This is a genomic window from Micromonospora sp. PLK6-60, from assembly GCF_019890675.1.
In the GTDB taxonomy this organism is placed as follows: domain Bacteria; phylum Actinomycetota; class Actinomycetes; order Mycobacteriales; family Micromonosporaceae; genus Micromonospora.
Window position 1 is genome coordinate 63291 of record NZ_JAIOAA010000004.1, and the last position, 18410, is coordinate 81700.

An 18410-nucleotide genomic window follows, 5' to 3' on the forward strand; every position below is an offset into this window, starting at 1 on the left:
GCGGCCGGCATCCTGACCACGTGGAGAGGGCGGGAACGATGGGTAGGACGTTGAAGCGGAGCGCGGCTTTCGTCGCGCTGTCCCGGGCGGTGGCGTCCGGGACCAGGGGTGGGCCCTCGCTGGGCACCCGGCTGGCGGCGCTGCCCCGGATGGTCCGGGCCACCGCCCGCGGGGAGTACGACGGCGGCCTCCGGCTGGCCATGATGGCGGCGGCGACCGCGTACGTGGTCTCGCCCCTGGACGTGGTGCCGGAGCTGTTCCTCACCGTGTTCGGGCTGGTGGACGACGCGGTCATGATCACCTGGCTGGCCGGCAGCGTGCTGTCGGAGACCGAGCGCTTCCTGGAGTGGGAGGCTCGTCGCAGCTCTGTGATCCCCGGGCATGTGACGCCCTGACGGGACGTACCCTGGGCGCGGACACGCGAGTCATCCGCCCGGCGCCGGAGCCGGCGCCGAGGATAAGGACACATCGAGGTGCAGTACTACGACAACGTCGTCGAGCTGATCGGCAACACCCCGCTGGTGCGGCTGCGCAGCGTCACCGAGGGCATCGGGGCCACCGTGCTGGCGAAGGTGGAGTACGTCAACCCGGGCGGCTCCGTGAAGGACCGGATCGCGCTGCGCATGGTCGAGGACGCCGAGGCGGCCGGCCTGCTCAAGCCGGGCGGCACCATCGTCGAGCCGACCAGCGGCAACACCGGCGTCGGGCTGGCCCTGGTGGCCCAGCTCAAGGGCTACCGGTGCGTCTTCGTCTGCCCGGACAAGGTCAGCGAGGACAAGCGCAACGTGCTCAAGGCGTACGGCGCCGAGGTGGTGGTCTGCCCGACCGCGGTGGCCCCGGAGGACCCGCGCTCCTACTACAACGTCTCCGACCGGCTGACCCGGGAGATCCCCGGCGCCTGGAAGCCCAACCAGTACGCCAACCCGGCCAACCCCCGCTCGCACTACGAGACCACCGGGCCGGAGCTGTGGAAGCAGACCGACGGCCGGATCACCCACTTCGTCACCGGCGTGGGCACCGGCGGCACCATCTCCGGCATCGGCCGCTACCTGAAGGAGGCGTCCGAGGACCGGGTACGGGTGATCGGCGCGGACCCGGAGGGCTCGGTCTACTCAGGCGGCACCGGCCGGCCGTACCTGGTCGAGGGCGTCGGCGAGGACTTCTGGCCGGAGACGTACGACCGGGGCGTGGCCGACGAGATCATCGAGGTCTCCGACAAGGACTCGTTCGACATGACCCGGCGGCTGGCCCGCGAGGAGGGGCTGCTGGTCGGCGGCTCCTGCGGGATGGCCGTGGTGGCCGCCCTCGAGGTGGCCCGCAAGGCCGGCCCGGACGACGTGGTGGTGGTGCTGCTGCCCGACGGCGGCCGGGGTTACCTGTCGAAGATCTTCAACGACGACTGGATGGCCCGGTACGGCTTCCTGGACGCCTCGGGCACCGAGCCGACCGTCGCCGACGCGCTCTCCGGCAAGCCCGGCGGCCTGCCCGAGCTGGTGCACGTGCACCCGACCGAGACGGTCCGCGACGCCATCGACTACATGCGCGAGTACGGCGTCTCGCAGCTGCCGGTGCTCAAGGCCGAGCCGCCGGTGGTCACCGGCGAGGTGGCCGGCTCGATCGCCGAGAAGGACCTGCTGGACGCGCTCTTCACCGGCCAGGCCCACCTGCACGACACCATCGAGCGGCACATGGCCGAGCCGCTGCCGATGATCGGTGGCGGGCAGCCGGTCAGCGAGGCGGTGACCATGCTGGAGAAGTCCGACGCGGCGCTGGTGCTGGTCGACGGCAAGCCCAAGGGCGTGATCACCCGGCAGGACCTGCTGGCCCACCTCGGCGCCCGCTGACGGTGTAAGGAGGGTGCCCCTGTTAACGCATTCTGCATAGCAGGGGCCCCTTGTTAACACCCGTCAGCGGTTCAGCTCGGTCGGTACCGCGATCACGTCGACCAGCGCCCCCCGGCGCAGCACGGTGACCGGCAGCCGGGCCCCGATGGCCGAGCCGAGCATCAGTCGTTGCAGCCCCTGGCCGTCGCTGACCGGGCGTCCGCCGGCGGACAGGATCACGTCGCCGAGGTAGATGCCGGCCGACCCGGCGGGGCTGCCCGGCACCACCTCGACCACCCGCAGCCCGCGGCGCTGACCGGTACGGGCGACCACCTCGGGTGGCAGTGGCGCCGGCACCCCGCCGACGCCCAGCCAGGCCCGCCGGACCCGGCCGTCGGCGGTCAACTCGGCGATGATCTGCCGGGTGGTCGCGTTGACCGGCACGGCCAGCCCGAGCCCGTACCCGGCGACGGCGGTGTTCACGCCGACCACCCGGCCGGTCGAGTCGGCGAGCGCGCCGCCGGAGTTGCCCGGGTTGAGGGCGGCGTCGGTCTGGATGACGTCCTCGATCAGCCGGGTGACCCGGCCGTCCCGCGCGGGCAGCGACCGGCCCAGCCCGGAGACCACCCCGGCGGTGACCGAGCCGGCCAGCCCCAGCGGGTTGCCGACCGCGACCACCAGCTGCCCGATCCGCAGGGCGTCCGCGTCGCCCAGTTCGACGGGCGGCACGTTCGCCTCGTCGACCCGGAGCACCGCCAGATCCGACAGCGGGTCCGCGCCGACCACCCGGAACCGGGCTTCGGTGCCGTCGCCGAAGGCGGCTACCCCGTCCCGCGCGCCCCGCACCACGTGCGCGCTGGTCAGCAGCAGGCCGTCGGCGTCGATGGTGACGGCGGAACCGGCGCCCGCGCCGCGCGCGGTCCGCACCGACAGCGCGGCCACGCTGGGCAGCACCCGGGCCGCCACCCCGCTCACCACCCGGGAGTACGCGTCCAGAGCGGCGTCCTCCGCCCGCTCGCTGTGCTCGATGTCCATGTGCCGGACAACGCGCCCCGCCCCGTGGCCCATGCCCGCCGCCGCTCCGCCCAGAGCGAACGCTCGTGAAGCTCCCCGCCCGTGTTAACAGGGGGCCCCTGCTATGCAGAATGCGTTAACAGGGGGCCCCTCCTTTACACCTGGCGGGCGTAGCGCAGTTGCGGCACGAGGGCCGGCCCGATGTGGTCCTCCCGTTCGGCGCCGGTCGCCGACCAGCCGCCGCGCTCGTAGAAGGCGCGGGCGTGGGCGTTCTGCCGGAGCACCCAGAGCGCCGCCCGGGTCCAGCCGCGCGACCGCATCGCGGCCAGCGCGTCCACCATCAGCGCCCGGCCGGTGCCCCGGCCGCGTTCGTCCGGTTCCACGTGGATCGCGTTGAGCAGCCCGGTCGCCGGGTCGCCCTCGTCGTCCGGGCCCAGGTAGCTGAACCCGACCAGCCGGCCGTCCCGTTCCGCCACGGTCATCCGGTGCTCGGCGCCCTCCCAGGTCAGCCGCTCCACCCAGTACCGTCCCATCCCCTCCGGGGTCGGCGAGGCCAGCGCCGCCGGGGACAGGAACGCCGAGTATGCCGCCACCCGCGACCGCTGGTGCAGGGCGCCCACCGCCATCAGGTCGTCCGGGGTGGCGGGCCGCAGGATGACGCTCACCGATCGAGGGTAGCGGCCGGCCCGCTCAGTGCCGCGGTGTGGTCCGGCGGGGTGGCACCGCGACGGTGGTCAGGTCCGCGGCGATCACCAGGTCCCCGGTGAAGTGCTCCCGGGCCTCGTCGGCGAAGCGGCGCGGGTCGGCGTACCGCTGGGAGAAGTGGGTGAGCACCAGCGTGCGTACCCCGGACTCGGCCGCCACCCGGGCGGCCTGGGCCGCGGTCAGGTGGCCGACCTCGGCGGCGAGCGCGGCCTCCGAGGCGAGGAAGGTCGACTCGATGACCAGCAGGTCGGCGTGCTCGGCGAGGGCGTACACCGCGTCGCAGAGGCCGGTGTCCATCACGAACGCGAACCGCTGCCCCGGCCGGGCCACGCTCACCTCGTCGGCGGTGACGCGGCGCCCGCCGACGTCCAGGTGGCCGACGCGCAGCAGCTCACCGACGGCCGGCCCGCCGATCCCGTACGCGGACAGCCGCTCCGGCAGCGTCCGGCGGCCGTCCGGCTCGACCAGCCGATAGCCGTACGTCTCGATCGGGTGCCGCAGCCGGCGGGCCTCCAGGGTGCCGGCGCGCAGCGCGATCCGCTGCCCGTCCGCGGCGATCGGCTCGATGGCCAACTCGGCGGTCTCGTGGAAGCTCGACGCGTGCCGGAGCCGGGCGAAGTATTCCGCCCCGCCGGCCGGGAAGTGCACCGCCACCGGGCGCGGCACCCGGTCCAGGGAGAGCCGCTGGATCATGCCGGGCAGGCCGAGGCAGTGGTCGCCGTGGAAGTGGGTGACGCAGATCCGGGTCAGGTCGGTCGCCGTGATGCCGGTGTGCAGCAGTTGGCGCTGGCTGCCCTCGCCCGGGTCGAAGAGGATCACCTCGTCGTCCCAGCGCAGCACGTACCCGTTGTGGTTGCGCTGCCGGGTGGGGGCCTGGCTGGCCGTCCCGAGCACCACCAGCTCACGCATGGACGGGATTCTCCTGGCTGAGCGGACCGGCCCCGGCCGCGCCGGGAATGAAGCGACCCCCGGGGCTTCCACGCTCACGCGCGGGCCGGCTGGACTGGGCCGGCACCCCGGGGGTCGGGTGGCTGTCGTGGTTTCGCCGCACCGCTGCCACACGGTCTCGACGATGGTGCCGATGCCCGCCCAAAAGGGCGGACGGGGTTACTGTCGAGGACAGCGGCTAGCGGACAGCCACCTCACGAGTCCGATTGCTATACAAGTCTGGACCACCTCCTTTCCCGTGTACCGCCACGCTATCCACTTCCCCACGGCGGCGGCAACGGATTTCGATCACCGGCTGGCCGGGAATAGCCCGGCACTTTCGTACGGATGGACAAAAGTTCGTCGAATCTGCTCTATCCTTCGGCATTGACGAGCGATAGTCTCTGCGGCACGGCTCACCACCCCGGCCCGCCAGCCGGCTCCCACCGTGAGGTGAACGTTGTCCGTCCTGCTCCCGCTCCGCCGACGTGCGCCCCGCCTCCTGCTCGCGTTCGGTCTCACCGGCGCCCTGGCGGTGCCCCTCGCCCCGCCCGCCGCCGCGGCCGACCGCACGCCCCTGCCCTCCACCGTCAGCGGTGACCGGGTGGCCGATCCGGTGGTCAGCGGACCGATCAGCCACACCTCGGCCGTCGGCGACCCGAGCCACGGTTACCCGTTCCTCGCCACCGACGTCGACCTCGCCGCGGCCGGATACGTGGAGGAGGAGTTCCTCCTCTCCGGCACCGCGACCCGCTACGCCACCCAGGGCACGGACACCGCCCGGGTGATCGGTACCGACCTGCCGTACACCACCCGGATCGTGGTCCGGCGGCCGGTCGCCGAGCCGAGGTTCAACGGCGTGGTGATCGCCGAGTGGAACAACGTCAGCAACCAGTGGGACCAGGAGGTCGACTGGTTCCAGACGCACGAGCACCTGATCCGCAAGGGGTACGCCTGGGTCGGCGTCTCCGCCCAGCGTGCCGGCCTGCACTCGGCGACGGGCCTGCGGGCGTGGAGCCCCACCCGCTACGGCGGGCTCGACGTCACCGTCGGCGGGACGATCAACGACGACAGCCTCTCGTACGACATCTTCAGCCAGGCGGTGAAGGCGGTACGCAGCCCGGCGGGGGTCGCCCCGCTCGGCCGGCTGTCGCCGCCCCGGTACGTGATCGCCACCGGCCACTCGCAGTCGGCCGGGCGGCTGGCGAACTACTACAACGGCGTCCAGCCGCTGGCCTCCGTCCTCGACGCGGTCGTCCTGCACGGCGGTGGCGGGGTGCTCCGTACCGACCTGGCCACGCCGGTGTTCCGGATCAACTCCGAGGGGGACGTGGCCAGTGGCATCCTCTCCGCGGCGGCCCGGGCGCAGGCCGACTCGCCCGTACTGCGTTCGTGGGAGGTGGCCGGCGCCTCGCACGGAGACTGGAAGCTGATCACCGACTACGGCCCGCTGCGGAAGCGGGACATCGGCAGCTACCCCGGCGGCTACCCCGGTGAGCCGCAGACCTGCGCGCTGCCCTCGCTGTCCCGGGTTCCGCAGCACATGGTGCAGAACGCGGTGTACGACCACACCGTCGACTGGGTCGCGTACGGCCAGCAGCCGCCGGCCGCGCCGAAGATTCGGATGACGGCCAGCAACCCGCCCACCGTGGCCCGCGACGAACTCGGCCTCGCGCTCGGCGGCATCCGGCTCGCCCAGCACGAGGCGCCGCTGCGGATCAACAGCGGCAGCAACACCGGGCCGGGCTTCTGCTTCCTCGACGGCAGTTCGCTGCCGCTGACGGACGCGCAGCTCGCCGCGCTGCACCCGACGGTGCGGTCCTACGTGGATCGGGTCGTCGCGACGACCCGGGCCAACGTACGGGCCGGCTACCTCGTCGAGGACGTCACCCGCGACCCCGCCTGGTACTCGGACCTGCGCGAGCTGATCGCCGAGTACGTCGCCGCCGGGCGCATCGACGCGCGCGACGCGGCTGGGTTCGAGGTCCTGCTCCGGCCCGCCGAGCGGGCCGGCACCGCAGGCCACGAGCGGCCCGCGACCGTGCTGCTGGAACAACTCGTCAAGCAGGCGGGCCGCCGGATCACGGACGACCCGGCGGCCCGGGACGCGGTGCTCCGGGTTGCCGGGGCGCTCAGCGCGCTCCTGCGGGGGTGAGGTGTAAGGAGGGGCCCCTTATTAACAGACGTCTGTTAATAAGGGGCCCCTCCTTACACCTCAGTCGATGCCGATGGGGCCCTCGCGGGGGCCGTCCTCGGAGGCCGGCTGGACGGCCAGCGACGGGAAGTCGGCCAGCTGCCCCTCCGGCTCCGCGTCCCACTCGGGGAAGACCAGGTCGCTCTGCAGATAGAGGCAGAGCAGCTGGGTGAGGTGGGCCAGCCCGTCCAGGTGGGTGCGCTCGTGCCCGTGGGTGGCGTCGACGCCGAAGCCGAGCAGCGCCACCCGGGCGTGCGCCCCGGCCTCGACCGCCGCGGCCACGTCGGAGCGGTAGTAGTCGAAGACGTCCCGGACCAGGTCGACGCCGTGCTCGCCGGCGATCCGGGCCAGGTTGCGGGTCAGGTGGTAGTCGAACGGGCCCACCCCGTCGCCCATCGCCAGGGTGGCCGCGTCCTCCCGGGACTGCTGGCCGGGGGCCACCACCGCGGCGTCCACCGAGACGATCTCCGCGACGTCCGGGTCGAGGCCGTGGCTGGCCCCGTGGCCGATCTCCTCGGTCACCGTGACCAGCAGGTGCGCCGTCACGGCCGGGGTCACCCCCGCGTCCACCATCGCCTTGAACGCGGTCAGCACCGCCGCCACGCCGGCCTTGTCGTCCAGGTGCCGGGACTTGACGTAACCGCTTGGCGTGATCATCGGGTTCGGCAGCAGCGCCACGAAGTCGCCCGCGTCGATGCCGAGGGCGCGCAGCCCGGCCTCGTCCGTGACCGGCTCGTCGACCCGTACCTCGACCAGTTCCCAGCCGACGCCCTGCAGGTCGACGCCCTCGTTGTAGCGGTGCCCGCTGGCCTTCAGCGGCAGGATCTGGCCGGTGACCACCCGGTCCAGGTCGTCGGTGAAGATCCGTACGTGGGCGCCCTCGGCGAACCGGGCGCTGTGCGTGCCGACCGGCGTCACCTCCAGCCGGCCGTTCTCCTTGAGCCGCTTGACCATGCCCCCGATCGTGTCGGTGTGCACCACGATCGCCCGGTCCGCGCCGGTCTCCCGGGGGCCCGGCAGGCAGGCGCCGAGGGCTCCCCGCCGGGTCAGCGTCGAGGAGATGCCGAGGGCGGAGAGCCGCTCACCGACGTACTGCTGGATGTGGTCGGTACGCCCGGACGGGCTGGGGATCTCCAGCAGCTCCAGCAGCACCTGCCGGAGGTAGTCGAGGTCGAGCTTCAGCGGGTGGGGCGTGCGTGCGGTCATGCCGGAGAGCTTGCCGCACCCGCCGGTGACCAGAGTCGTTGAGGTGCCCGGGTCCCCGGGAAGAGCAGGTCGACGAAGCGCTCGGCGGTCGGCTGCGGCTCGTGGTTGGCCAGGCCGGGCCGCTCGTTCGCCTCGATGAACACGTGCTCCGGCCGGTCGGGGGCGGGGACCAGCAGGTCCAGCCCGGTGACCGGGATGCCCAGCGCCCGGCTGGCCACCACGCACGCCTCGGCGATCTCCGGATGCAGCTCACCGGTCACGTCGTGGATGGTGCCGCCGGTGTGCAGGTTGGCGGTGCGCCGCACGGCCAGCACCGCCCCCTCGGGCAGCACGTCGTGCAGGTCGTACCCGGCCTCGGCGACCACCTCGCGGGTCATGTCGTCCAGCGGGATGCGGGACTCGCCGCCGGTGGCGGCGGCCCGGCGGCGGCTCTGCCGCTCGATCAGGTCGGCGATGTCGTGCACCCCGTCGCCGGTGACCTGGGCGGGCCGGCGGACGGCCGCGGCGACCACCTCGTGGTCGATCACGATCACCCGCAGGTCCTCGCCCTCGCACAGCTCCTCGATCAGCACCTCCGGGCAGAACCGGCGGGCCAGCTCGACGGCCGCGGTCAGCGCTTCCGGCGTACGCACCCCGACGGTGATCCCGTTGCCCTGCTCGCCCCGGGCCGGCTTCACCACGACCCGGCCCACCTCGGAGAGGAAGGCGACGTCCGCGTCGTCCCCGGTGGCGGTGCGGCCACGCGGCACGGAGAGACCGGCCTCGGTGAGGATGCGCCGGGTGACCCGCTTGTCGTCGCAGCGGCTCATCGCCACCGCCGAGGTCAGCTCGGAGAGCGACTCCCGGGTGTGGATGATCCGACCGCCGCTGGTCAGTTTCAGCTCACCCCACTGCGGGTCGGTCACCTCGACCCGGATGCCGCGCCGCATCGCCTCGTCGGCGACGATCTTCGCGTACGGGTTGAGCTCGTCGTACCCCTCGGGCATGGCGGGCAGGAAGAGCCGTTCGTTGATCGGGTTCTTCCGCTTCACGCACAGCGTCATGGTGCGGTAGAAGCCGAGCCGCTCGTACAGCCGGATGGCGCCGGTGTTCTCGGCCAGCACCGACAGGTCGACGAAGGCCCGGCCGCGCGCGGTGAGCCGGGCGGCCAGGTCGGTCAGCAGCGCCTGGCCGGTGCCCGGCGGCGCGCTGTTGAAGTCGACGGTCAGGCACCACAGGCTGGCGCCGTTCTCCGGGTCGTCGAAGACCGCCACGTGGTCGACGCCGGTGATGGTGCCGACGATCTCCCCGGTGACGTCCTCGGCGACCAGGTGCAGGAACCGGTCGGTGCGGGCGTTGGCGACCAGCACCTCCACCGGCGCGGTGACCATGCCGTTGCGGGCGTAGATCCGGTTCACCGCGTCGGCGTCGGCCTCGTCGCGCAGCGACCGGATGCGCAGCCCGGGCAGGTCCGAGGCGTCCAGCCCGGACGTGCCGGCGGTGGTCTCGCTGGTCGCCGCGGTCACGGAGTCGTCCGTCCGGGCCGGCCGCTCGCCGGTCAGCGGCAGCCGGTAGGTCAGCGACGGGTCGATGAACAGCTCGTCGGGCAGCCGGGACACCAGCACGTGCGGGTCGCGCAGGTAGATGCAGATGTCCCGGGCGCCGGCGGCCTCCGAGCGCAGCACGTCCGCCACCGCCGCCTGGTCGCCGCCGAAGGTCTGGCCGAACACCAGCCGGCCCCAGCCGCAGTCGAGGACCACGCCGTCGCCGGCGGTGGGTCGCTGCGCCTCGGTCGGCCCGGGGGCCATCGGGTCACCGCCCGGGCCGACGCGTTCCCGCCGCCGGCCGAGCACGCGCTCCCGGTCGGTACGGGCCGTGCCGGTCGCCATCGTGTCGGTCACGGTCAGTCGATTCCGTGGCTCTGGAGCCACATTTCCAGGAGTCCCAGCTGCCACAGCTTGTTTCCGTTCAACGGGGTCAGTTCGGCGTTCGGGTCGGCGAGCAGCGCGTCGACGTACTCGGTGCGGAACAGGTCCCGACGGCGGGCCTCGGGCGCGTGCAGCGCGTCGCGTACCCGGTCGAGGAGCTTGCCCTCGAGGTGGGTGAGGCCCGGCACCGGAAAGTAGCCCTTCGGCCGGTCGATGACCTCGTGCGGCAGGACCCGCCGGCCGATCTCCTTGAGCACGCCCTTGCCGCCCTGGGCCAGCTTCAGCTCCGGCGGGCAGCTCGCGGCGAGCTCGACGAACTCGTGGTCGAGGAACGGCACCCGGGCCTCCAGCCCGTGCGCCATGGTCATGTTGTCCACCCGCTTCACCGGGTCGTCGGTGAGCATGACCTGCGTGTCGAGCCGCAGGCCGGCGTCGACCGCGGTCTGCGCGCCGGGCCGGGCGAGGTGCGCGGCGACGAACTCCCGGGCCGGGTCGCCGTCCGCGAGCCACGCCGGGTTGAGCACCCGGGCCAGGCCGGCCGCGTCCCGGTCGAAGAAGGCCTTCGCGTACGTCTCCAGCGCCCGCTCCCGGTCGACCCCGGCCAGCGGCGGGTACCAGTGGTAGCCGCCGAGGATCTCGTCCGCGCCCTGACCGGACTGGACCACCTTGACGTGCCGGGCCACCTCCTGGCTGAGCAGGTAGAACGCCACGCAGTCGTGGCTGACCATCGGCTCGCTCATCGCCCCGACGGCCGCCTCCAGCGGCGGGACCAGGTCGCCGGTCGGCACCCGGATCTGGTGGTGGTCGGTGCCGAAGGTCTTGGCCACCAGGTCGGAGTAGACGAACTCGTCGCCCTCCCGGCCGCCGACCGCGTCGAAGCCGATGGAGAAGGTGGACAGGCCCGAGCGGGTCTGCCCCTGGCCGGCGAGCAGCGCCACGACCAGGCTGGAGTCGAGGCCGCCGGAGAGCAGCACGCCGACCGGGACGTCGGCGACCATCCGGCGGCGCACCGCGGTGGTCAGCGACTCCAGCAGCGCGTCCTGCCAGTCCTGCTCGGACCAGCCGGCCCGCTCGTCGGCGCGGGTGAAGGCCGGGTCCCAGTAGACCCGCTCGTGGGTGCGGCCGTCGGGCTCATACACCCGGACGGTGGCCGGCGGCAGCTTGGCCACGCCGCGCAGGATCGTCCGCGGCGGCGGCACGATGCTGTGGAAGCTGAGGTAGTGGGCCAGCGCGACCTGGTCGATGGTGGTGTCCACCCCGCCGCCGGCCAGCAGCGCCGGCAGGGTGCTGGCGAAGCGGACCACGCCGGGGCCCTCGGCCAGGTAGAGCGGCTTGATGCCGAGGCGGTCGCGGGCCAGCACCAGCCGGCCGGTGGCCCGCTCGGTGATCGCCACGGCGAACATGCCGATCAGGTGGTCGACGAAGTCGAGCCCCCACTGCGCGTACGCCTTGAGCACCACCTCGCTGTCGCCGGTGGAGAAGAAGCGGTGGCCCTTGGCCTGCAACTCCTCGCGCAGCTCGCGGTAGTTGTAGATGCAGCCGTTGAAGACACCGGTGAGGCCGGCGTGCGGGTCGACCAGCGGCTGCCCGCTGGCGGCGGAGAGGTCGATGATCTTCAGCCGGCGGTGCCCGAGGGCGACCGGCCCCTGGGACCAGACGCCGCTGTCGTCGGGCCCCCGGTCGCTCATGGTGGCCGCCATCCGCTCCACCACCGCCACGTCGGCCCGTGAGCCGTCCCGCCGGAACTCGCCTGCCAGTCCGCACATGCCAGCCAATGCTGCCAGATGACATTACGATTCGCCTGTTGGGATGATGACGATTGTGTGACGTAGTTGCTAGGATTCCCGCCCACGCCGGTTACCCCTGCGTAGCGCCGGACATTTCTGCCGTACACCGCCTGGATGCCCGGATGGCGCTGGTCCTTTGCTGTGAAAAAGACCCCAGCCGCCGCACCGCCGGGGCCGGGCCGGGACGTCACGGAGGTCGGCGATGCCGTCGGAGAAGCGGGCAGTGCCGACGAGACGGGCCGGCCGAGCCGGTGGCCGGTTCCGGGTCGCCGTATCGGTCGTGGCGGCGCTGACGCTCGCTCTCGCCCCCGGCCCCGCGACCGCGGCCGACCGCCGGATCGACCCCGCCGCCGGCGGGCCGCCGGCGCTGTCCCTGCCGGACCGGGTGGGCGCGCCGCAGTGGGGTTCCTGGTCGGTGCGGCGCCGCCCGGTCACCGCGGCTTCGGTGGTGTTCACCGGCGAGAACTGGTGGGACGCGAGCACGAGCACGGGCACGGCGGCGGTCGTCGGCGCGCCCGACGACGCGTACCGCCTGCTGGACGACCCGTGGGGCACGGACGCCGGGCAGGAGATCCTGCTGTCGCCCGACGGCGCCAGGCTGGCGCTGCCCGGCCAGGTCGTGGAGCTGCGCACCGGCCGGCGTACGGTCCTGCCCCGGCTCGACGGCATCCGGGTGGTCCAGCCGGCGGCCTGGTCGCCGGACGGCGGCACGCTCGCGGTGATCCAGCACGACGGAGGATCCGTGCGGCGGCCCGACGGCTCGGAGACGTACCGGGAGACCCGGGCCACGCTGGGGCTGGTCGACCTCGCCTCGGGGCGCTTCACCAGCGTCGCCGAGCTGGCACCCGACACCTCCGTGCCCGGCTGGTCGGTGGCCTTCGCGCCGGACGGCCGGACGCTGGCGTACCAGACGGGACAACAGATCGTGGTGGCAGATCCGGGCGGACCGGTCCGCAGCCGGTTCCCGGTGCCGGCCGGCACCCGGATCGCCGGCAAGGGCGCGTGGACCCCGGACGGTGCCGGCCTGACCCTGGTCACCCAGCGCCGGTGCTGCGCCGGGGACGGGTACCGGTCCCGCTGGCAACTCCAGGTGGTGGACCCGGCCACCGGCGGGGAGCGGGCCGGCCCGCGGCTGCCGGAACAAGCCGGCCTGCTCGCGCTGCGACTGCTCGGCTGGACGCCGGACGGCGCCGCGGCCGTCGCCCGCTACCGGCCGTGGCCGGGGGAGGCGGTGGTGGGCTTCGACGCCGAGTACGGGATCACCGACGGCGTGTGGCAGACCGACGTCGTCGCGCTGTCGCCGGCCGGCCCGCCGAGAACGCTGCTCACCTCCGGTGAGCGGGTCGCCGAGGGCATCGACGTCGCCGACCACGCCCTCGCCGGCAACCTGACCCACCCGGGGCGGCTCCCGGCGGGAGGTCTCGGACCGCAGTACCGGGCGTACCTGGGCGTCGGGCTGAGCGTCCTCGTCGCCGTCGCCGGTCTCGGTGTGCTCGGGGCGGCGTGGATCCTGCGCCGCCGACGGCGTCGTCCCGCCGACTGACGTCCGGCCGGAGGGCGACGGCGGGACCTGACGGCGGTGGGCCGGGACCCGTTCGGGTCCCGGCCCACCGGGCGATCCTGGCGCGTCAGCCGGCCGTACGGGCCACGCCGTCCGGGCAGCTCAGCCGCCGACTCCCCACGTCACTCCGGGCCGTGGCCGAACCGTCGGACCTCCTGGGGCCAGCCGCATGCTTCCGCGATCCTGCCGGCCCACATCCGGGCCGTTTCCTCGTCGGCCACGTCCACCACGGTCAGCCCGCCCAGCCACTCCTTGGTTTCGACGTACGGCCCATCGGTGAACACCAGAGTCCCGCTCGTGGCGTCGGCACTGAAGACCGGGCTGTCCTCCTCCAGGCCACCGGCGAACACGTAATCCCCGGCCGCCTTGATCTCGTCCACGACCGCCTTGGCGAGTGGCCCGCGTCCGCGAAACCACTCCTCGGTGTGGTCACCCACCCACTGCTGGTTGAAGTAGATGAGGTATTCCGCCATGTCTGCTCCCTGGTCTCGGGCGGACCGTTGTCTGCCTCCATCTTTCGCTACGAACGGTGCCGGCCCGATGCGACACCTCAGGCAAGAAATTCCACGTCGATGGTGGCGGGGAGCGGTGGTCCGGGTTCGTCACCGTCCACGTGGGGGAGCGACACGAGCGATGCGTGCGGTTGGCGAATCGGCAGGCCGGCCCGCGCGGGATGGCCGCGCGGGCCGGGCCGATCCGAGTGACCCGGTACGGGGTCAGCCGGCCGTACGGGCCACGCCGACCGGGCAGCTCAGCCCGTTCGGCCCGTGGTTGCAGTAGCCGTTCGGGTTCTTCGTCGGCGCCAGGTACTGCTGGTGGTAGTCCTCGGCGAAGTAGTAGTCACCGAGCGGGGCGATCTCCGTGGTGATCTCGCCCTTGCCGGCCCGCGCCACGATCGGCGCGAACGCGTCCCGGGACGCCTGCGCGACGGTCGCCTGCTCGTCAGTGGTGGTGTAGATCGCCGACCGGTACTGGGTACCCACGTCGTTGCCCTGGCGCATGCCCTGGGTCGGGTCGTGGTTCTCCCAGAAGACCTTGAGCAGATCCTCGTAGCTGATCCGGGTGGGGTCGTAGACCACCTGGACCGCCTCGGCGTGCCCGGTCATCCCCGAGCAGACCTCCTCGTACGTCGGGTTCGGGGTGCTGCCACCCGCGTAGCCGGCGGAGGTCGTGAGCACGCCGGGCAGGGTCCAGAACAGCCGCTCGGCGCCCCAGAAGCAGCCCATCCCGAAGACGGCGACCTGCGCGCCGGCCGGGAAGGGGCCCTTCAGCGAGGACGGGAGCACCTCGTGCCGGTCGGCGATCGGCATCGCGATCGGGCGGCCCGGCAGCGCCTGGTCGGGGGTGGGCAGTTCGGCCTTCATACGGCGAAGGAACACGGTGGGACTCCTCTCGTACCTTTCCCAGCGTGCAACACCGCCGGTCGGCACTTCCTTACCCGCCCCACCGGGTCTCAGGCGCGGTCGGCCCGGTCACAGCGCGGCGCGCACCCGCTCCGCGTACGAGGTGGCCTCGGCGTCGTCCGCGTAGCGGGTACGCGGCCAGAAGAAGCCGCGCAGCCCGTCACCCTTGGTGCGGGGCACCACGTGGGTGTGCAGGTGCGGGACGGACTGGGACACCTTGTTGTTCATCGCCACGAAGGTGCCACCGGCGCCCAGACCGGTCTCCACCGCCACCGACAACCGGCGGACCAGCCCGAAGTAGTCGGCCAACTCCTCGGCGGGCAGGTCGGCCAGGGTGACCAGGTGGACCCGGGGCACCACCAGCACGTGCCCCTTGAACACCGGCCGGGTGTCCAGGAACGCCACCCCGGCCGGCTCGTCGGCGACCCGGAACGCCGGCACCTCACCGGCCACGATCCCGCAGAACACACAGCCGCTCACCCGGCTCAGGGTAGGCGCTCGGCCGGCGGCGCGCCGGATGGCGTACGCCGGACGGCGGTCACCGCGGGTCGAGGTAGTTGTCCCACTCGCCTTCGACGACGCCGACCGGCCCGGTCTCCCCGCTGGCCAGGCGGCTGCGGATATCGGCCTCCCACCGCGCCGCCCAGGCCATCAACTCGTGGATCTGCGCCTCGGTGAGTCCATAGGCCGCGAAGGTCTCGTCATCGAGTTCGTCGACCCCGCCGAGCCGGTCTGCCAGTTCCTCCAGCGAGACGGGTCAACCGGCGAGTTCGGGAATTCGACGCTCCCAGAGAGCCACCAGCCGGCGAGCGGTGAGGCGCTTGATGCGGGGCCAGTCTCGCCGCCAGAGACCCGCGTTGGCGTAGCGGATGATGTCGTCGCGCTGGCCGCAGTCGAGCAGCGTCCGGTAGAGGGTGAGCCGCTGGCGGGGATCGGTGACGTCGAACTCTGTCAGACCCGACCAGGCCAGCCGGACCGGGAGCGACACCCGGCCGGTCGACGGCCCCCTGAGCAGCGCCAGCGAATCCGGAATCCGGTCGGCCGCGCCGATCAGGCGGGACGGCAGCGGAGCGGGCGAGGTCACCGAGCCAGTATGGCCCACCGGTCCGACACCGCCGGCGGCGTGACTCGCGGCGCGGAGCCGCTCGGGCGATCACGGGGTGTTAACAGGGGGCCCCTGCTATGCAGAATGCGTTAACAGGGGCACCCTCCTTGCACCTTCCCGGCGGGGTGGTGGGGGTGCGGACTAACGTCTGCGGCATGAATCACGGCTTCGAGACGCTCGCCATCCACGCTGGTCAGGACCCGGAGGCCCGCACCGGCGCGGTGATCCCACCGATCTACCAGACCAGCACCTACGCCCAGGACGCCGTGGGCGCGCCCCGGCTGGGCTACGAGTACAGCCGGTCGGGCAACCCGACCCGGGACGCGCTTCAGGAGTGCCTGGCCGCGCTGGAGGGCGGTCCGGTCGGGCTCGCCTTCGCCAGCGGCCTGGCCGCCGAGGACACCCTGCTGCGCACCGTCTGCAAGCCGGGTGACCACGTGGTGATCCCGGACGACGCGTACGGCGGCACGTACCGGCTCTTCGCGAAGGTGGCCGAGCGCTGGGGGCTGGGGTTCACCCCGGCCAAGGTCTCCGACCCGGACGCGGTGCGGGCCGCGATCCGCCCCGGCAGCACGAAGATCGTCTGGGTGGAGACGCCGACCAACCCGCTGCTCGGCATCGCCGACATCGCCGCCCTGGCCGCGGTGGCGCACGACGCCGGCGCGCTGCTGGTGGTCGACAACACCTTCGCCTCGCCGTACCTCCAGCAGCCGATCGCCTTCGGCGCGGACGTGGTGGTGCACTCCACCACCAAGTACGTCGGCGGGCACTCCGACGTGGTCGGTGGCGCGCTGGTCGCCGCGGACCGGGAGCTCGGCGAGGAACTGCGCTACCACCAGAACGCGATGGGCGCGATCAACGGACCGTTCGACGCCTGGCTCACCCTACGCGGCATCAAGACCCTCGGTGTACGGATGGACCGGCACTGCGACAACGCCGAGCGGATCGCCGCGTACCTGGAGGGGCACGCCAAGGTGGCCCAGGTGCTCTACCCGGGGCTGCCCTCGCACCCCGGCCACGAGACGGCCGCGAAGCAGATGCGCCGCTTCGGCGGGATGATCTCGTTCCGCGCGGCGGGCGGCGAGGAGCAGGCCGTCGAGGTCTGCAACCGCAGCAAGCTGTTCGTGCTCGCCGAGTCGCTGGGCGGCGTGGAGTCCCTGATCGAGCACCCGGGCCGGATGACACACGCAAGTGCCGCCGGCTCGCCGCTTGAAGTTCCCGGGGATCTCGTGCGACTGTCTGTCGGCATCGAGACGGTCGACGACCTGCTCGCCGATCTGGAGCAGGCGCTGGGCTGACCGCTGGCTGGGGAGGGTGGCCGTGCAGGACATCATGCCGACCTGGGTGGGGGCGACCGCGAAACAGATCGCCCGGGGCGTACGCCGGGGCGACGTCTCCGCCACCCAGGTCCTCGCCGACCACCTGGAGCACATCTCCCGCGCCGACACCGACCTCGCCGCCTTCCGCACCGTCCGCGGTGGCGAGGCGATCACCGAGGCCGAGAAGGTCGACGAGCAGGAGGACCTGGCCAACCTGCCGCTGGCCGGGGTGCCGGTGGCGGTCAAGGAGAACACGGCGGTGGCCGGCATGCCGACCTGGAACGGGTCGGCCGCCTGCCGTACCCCGGTCGCGGAGGCCGACCACGAGGTGGTCCGGCGGCTGCGCGGCGCGGGCGCGGTGATCGTCGGGGTGACCCGGATGCCGGAACTGGGCCTCTGGGGGACCACCGACGACCCGTCGGCCGCCACCCGCAACCCGTGGGACCTGACCCGGACGCCGGGCGGGTCGTCCGGCGGCGCCGGGGCGGCGGTGGCCGCCGGCATGGTGCCGATGGCGCACGGCAACGACGGGCTCGGCTCGATCCGCATCCCGGCCGCCTGCTGCGGGCTGGTCGGGCTGAAGCCCGGCCGGGGGGTCATCCCGTGCCAACTCGGCGCGGAGGACTGGTTCGGCCTGACCGAGCACGGCGTGCTGACCGGCACGGTCGCCGACGCGGCGGTGGGTTTCCAGGTGCTCGCCGGGCGCCGGGTGGAGAAGCTGGTCCCGCCGCCGCGGCTGCGGGTGGGCGTCTCGCTGCGCTCCCCGGTCCGTGGCGTCAGCCCCGACGAGCCCAACCGGGACGCCGTCGCGGCCGCCGGGCGGCTGCTCGCCGCCGCCGGGCACGACACCGTACCCGCCGACCCGGTCTACTCCACCGCGCTCGGCCTGCAGGGGATGGCCACCTGGTTCGCCGCGGCGGCCGCCGACGTGCGGGCCGCCGGGCTGGACCCGCGCGCGTTGCAGCGGCGCAGCCGCCGGCACGTGGCGCTGGGCGAGTGGGCGCAGCGGCGCGGGTACGTCCGGGAGGCCGACCGGGCCGCCTGGCGGGAGCGGGCGGTGGGCTTCTTCGCCGACCACTCGGTGGACCTGCTGCTCACCCCGGCGCTGGCCGGCGCCCCGCCGGAGGCGGCGACCTGGTCGGCGCGCTCCTGGCGGGCCAACGTCGCGGTCAACCTCCGGTACGCCCCGTACGCGGCGCCGTGGAACGTGGCCGGCCTGCCCGCCATCGTGGTGCCGGTCGGGCGCCGCCCGGACGGCCTGCCGGTGGCCGCGCAACTGGTCGGCCCGCCCGGCTCGGAGCTGCTGCTGCTCGGCGTGGCCGGGCAGTTCGAGATGCAGGCCCCGTGGCAGCGGCACGCCTCCGGTTACCCGCGCGTCGGCAGCGGCTCCCCGGCCACCACCTGAGGCCGCCCGCGACGGCGCACGCCGGCACCGCCGCGAAACGGGGTCACCGGGCGG

Annotated in this window: 16 protein-coding genes; 6 read left to right on the forward strand and 10 right to left on the reverse strand. The window is 73.4% G+C overall.

Annotated elements, in window-relative coordinates; translation table 11 throughout:
• Positions 1 to 38: 38 nt before the first annotated feature.
• Both K7640_RS09775 and K7640_RS09780 read left to right on the forward strand, forming a co-directional pair.
• The gene (locus tag K7640_RS09775) at positions 39 to 395 is read left to right on the forward strand and encodes a YkvA family protein (RefSeq protein ID WP_222954434.1); all 357 of its coding nucleotides are present in this window, start codon (positions 39 to 41) and stop codon (positions 393 to 395) included.
• Positions 396 to 473: 78 nt separating this feature from the next.
• A complete protein-coding gene (locus tag K7640_RS09780; protein WP_222954435.1) occupies positions 474 to 1844 on the forward strand; it encodes a cystathionine beta-synthase in 1371 nt (456 codons plus the stop codon).
• A 63-nt stretch (positions 1845 to 1907) separates the two neighbouring features.
• Here the strand turns inward: K7640_RS09780 and K7640_RS09785 are convergent, their stop codons facing one another.
• The 3 genes from K7640_RS09785 to K7640_RS09795 all read right to left on the reverse strand — a co-directional run bounded on the left by K7640_RS09785 (position 1908) and on the right by K7640_RS09795 (position 4451).
• The gene (locus tag K7640_RS09785; RefSeq protein ID WP_222954436.1) at positions 1908 to 2858 is read right to left on the reverse strand and encodes a S1C family serine protease; all 951 of its coding nucleotides are present in this window, start codon (positions 2856 to 2858) and stop codon (positions 1908 to 1910) included.
• Positions 2859 to 2992: 134 nt separating this feature from the next.
• Entirely contained in the window at positions 2993 to 3502 is a 510-nt protein-coding gene (locus tag K7640_RS09790; RefSeq protein WP_222954437.1) for a GNAT family N-acetyltransferase, read from the reverse strand.
• Between the two features lie 25 nt (positions 3503 to 3527).
• Positions 3528 to 4451, reverse strand: coding sequence for a ribonuclease Z (locus K7640_RS09795; RefSeq protein WP_222954438.1), 924 nt, complete (start codon positions 4449 to 4451; stop codon positions 3528 to 3530).
• 478 nt (positions 4452 to 4929) lie between these two features.
• On the opposite strand from K7640_RS09795, the gene K7640_RS09800 reads away from it, so the two are divergent.
• On the forward strand, positions 4930 to 6624 hold the full coding sequence (locus K7640_RS09800; RefSeq protein WP_222954439.1) for an alpha/beta hydrolase domain-containing protein: 1695 nt from the start codon (positions 4930 to 4932) through the stop codon (positions 6622 to 6624).
• 60 nt (positions 6625 to 6684) lie between these two features.
• Here the strand turns inward: K7640_RS09800 and K7640_RS09805 are convergent, their stop codons facing one another.
• Genes K7640_RS09805 through K7640_RS09815 form a run of 3 tightly spaced genes read right to left on the reverse strand, consistent with a single transcriptional unit; the run spans position 6685 to position 11542 of the window.
• Positions 6685 to 7869: an osmoprotectant NAGGN system M42 family peptidase gene (locus K7640_RS09805; RefSeq protein ID WP_222954440.1), complete on the reverse strand. Its 1185-nt coding sequence runs from the start codon at positions 7867 to 7869 to the stop codon at positions 6685 to 6687.
• Entirely contained in the window at positions 7866 to 9749 is a 1884-nt protein-coding gene (gene ngg / locus K7640_RS09810) for an N-acetylglutaminylglutamine synthetase (RefSeq protein ID WP_222954441.1), read from the reverse strand. The genes K7640_RS09805 and ngg overlap by 4 nt, the downstream gene beginning before the upstream one ends.
• Positions 9750 to 9751: 2 nt before the next feature.
• Positions 9752 to 11542, reverse strand: coding sequence for an N-acetylglutaminylglutamine amidotransferase (locus K7640_RS09815; RefSeq protein WP_222954442.1), 1791 nt, complete (start codon positions 11540 to 11542; stop codon positions 9752 to 9754).
• A 244-nt stretch (positions 11543 to 11786) separates the two neighbouring features.
• Between K7640_RS09815 and K7640_RS09820 the strand changes: the two genes are divergently transcribed.
• Positions 11787 to 13106, forward strand: coding sequence for a hypothetical protein (locus K7640_RS09820; protein WP_222954443.1), 1320 nt, complete (start codon positions 11787 to 11789; stop codon positions 13104 to 13106).
• A 140-nt stretch (positions 13107 to 13246) separates the two neighbouring features.
• On the opposite strand, the gene K7640_RS09825 is transcribed toward K7640_RS09820, so the two are convergent.
• The 4 genes from K7640_RS09825 to K7640_RS09840 all read right to left on the reverse strand — a co-directional run bounded on the left by K7640_RS09825 (position 13247) and on the right by K7640_RS09840 (position 15611).
• Positions 13247 to 13597, reverse strand: a complete 351-nt coding sequence (locus tag K7640_RS09825; protein ID WP_222954444.1) for a YciI family protein — start codon at positions 13595 to 13597, stop codon at positions 13247 to 13249.
• 243 nt (positions 13598 to 13840) lie between these two features.
• Entirely contained in the window at positions 13841 to 14503 is a 663-nt protein-coding gene (msrA, locus tag K7640_RS09830; RefSeq protein WP_222954445.1) for a peptide-methionine (S)-S-oxide reductase MsrA, read from the reverse strand.
• 93 nt (positions 14504 to 14596) lie between these two features.
• A complete protein-coding gene (locus K7640_RS09835; protein WP_222954446.1) occupies positions 14597 to 15007 on the reverse strand; it encodes an HIT family protein in 411 nt (136 codons plus the stop codon).
• A gap of 277 nt (positions 15008 to 15284) precedes the next feature.
• Positions 15285 to 15611 carry a hypothetical protein gene (locus K7640_RS09840; RefSeq protein WP_222954447.1) on the reverse strand — a complete coding sequence of 109 codons (327 nt, stop codon included), beginning with the start codon at positions 15609 to 15611 and terminating at the stop codon, positions 15285 to 15287.
• 176 nt (positions 15612 to 15787) lie between these two features.
• Between K7640_RS09840 and K7640_RS09845 the strand changes: the two genes are divergently transcribed.
• Together K7640_RS09845 and K7640_RS09850 are read left to right on the forward strand one after the other, a co-directional pair.
• Positions 15788 to 16930, forward strand: a complete 1143-nt coding sequence (locus K7640_RS09845; protein ID WP_222954448.1) for a cystathionine gamma-synthase — start codon at positions 15788 to 15790, stop codon at positions 16928 to 16930.
• 16 nt (positions 16931 to 16946) lie between these two features.
• Complete coding sequence (locus K7640_RS09850) at positions 16947 to 18356, forward strand: amidase (protein WP_222954449.1); 1410 nt, start codon at positions 16947 to 16949, stop codon at positions 18354 to 18356.
• Positions 18357 to 18410: the final 54 nt, after the last annotated feature.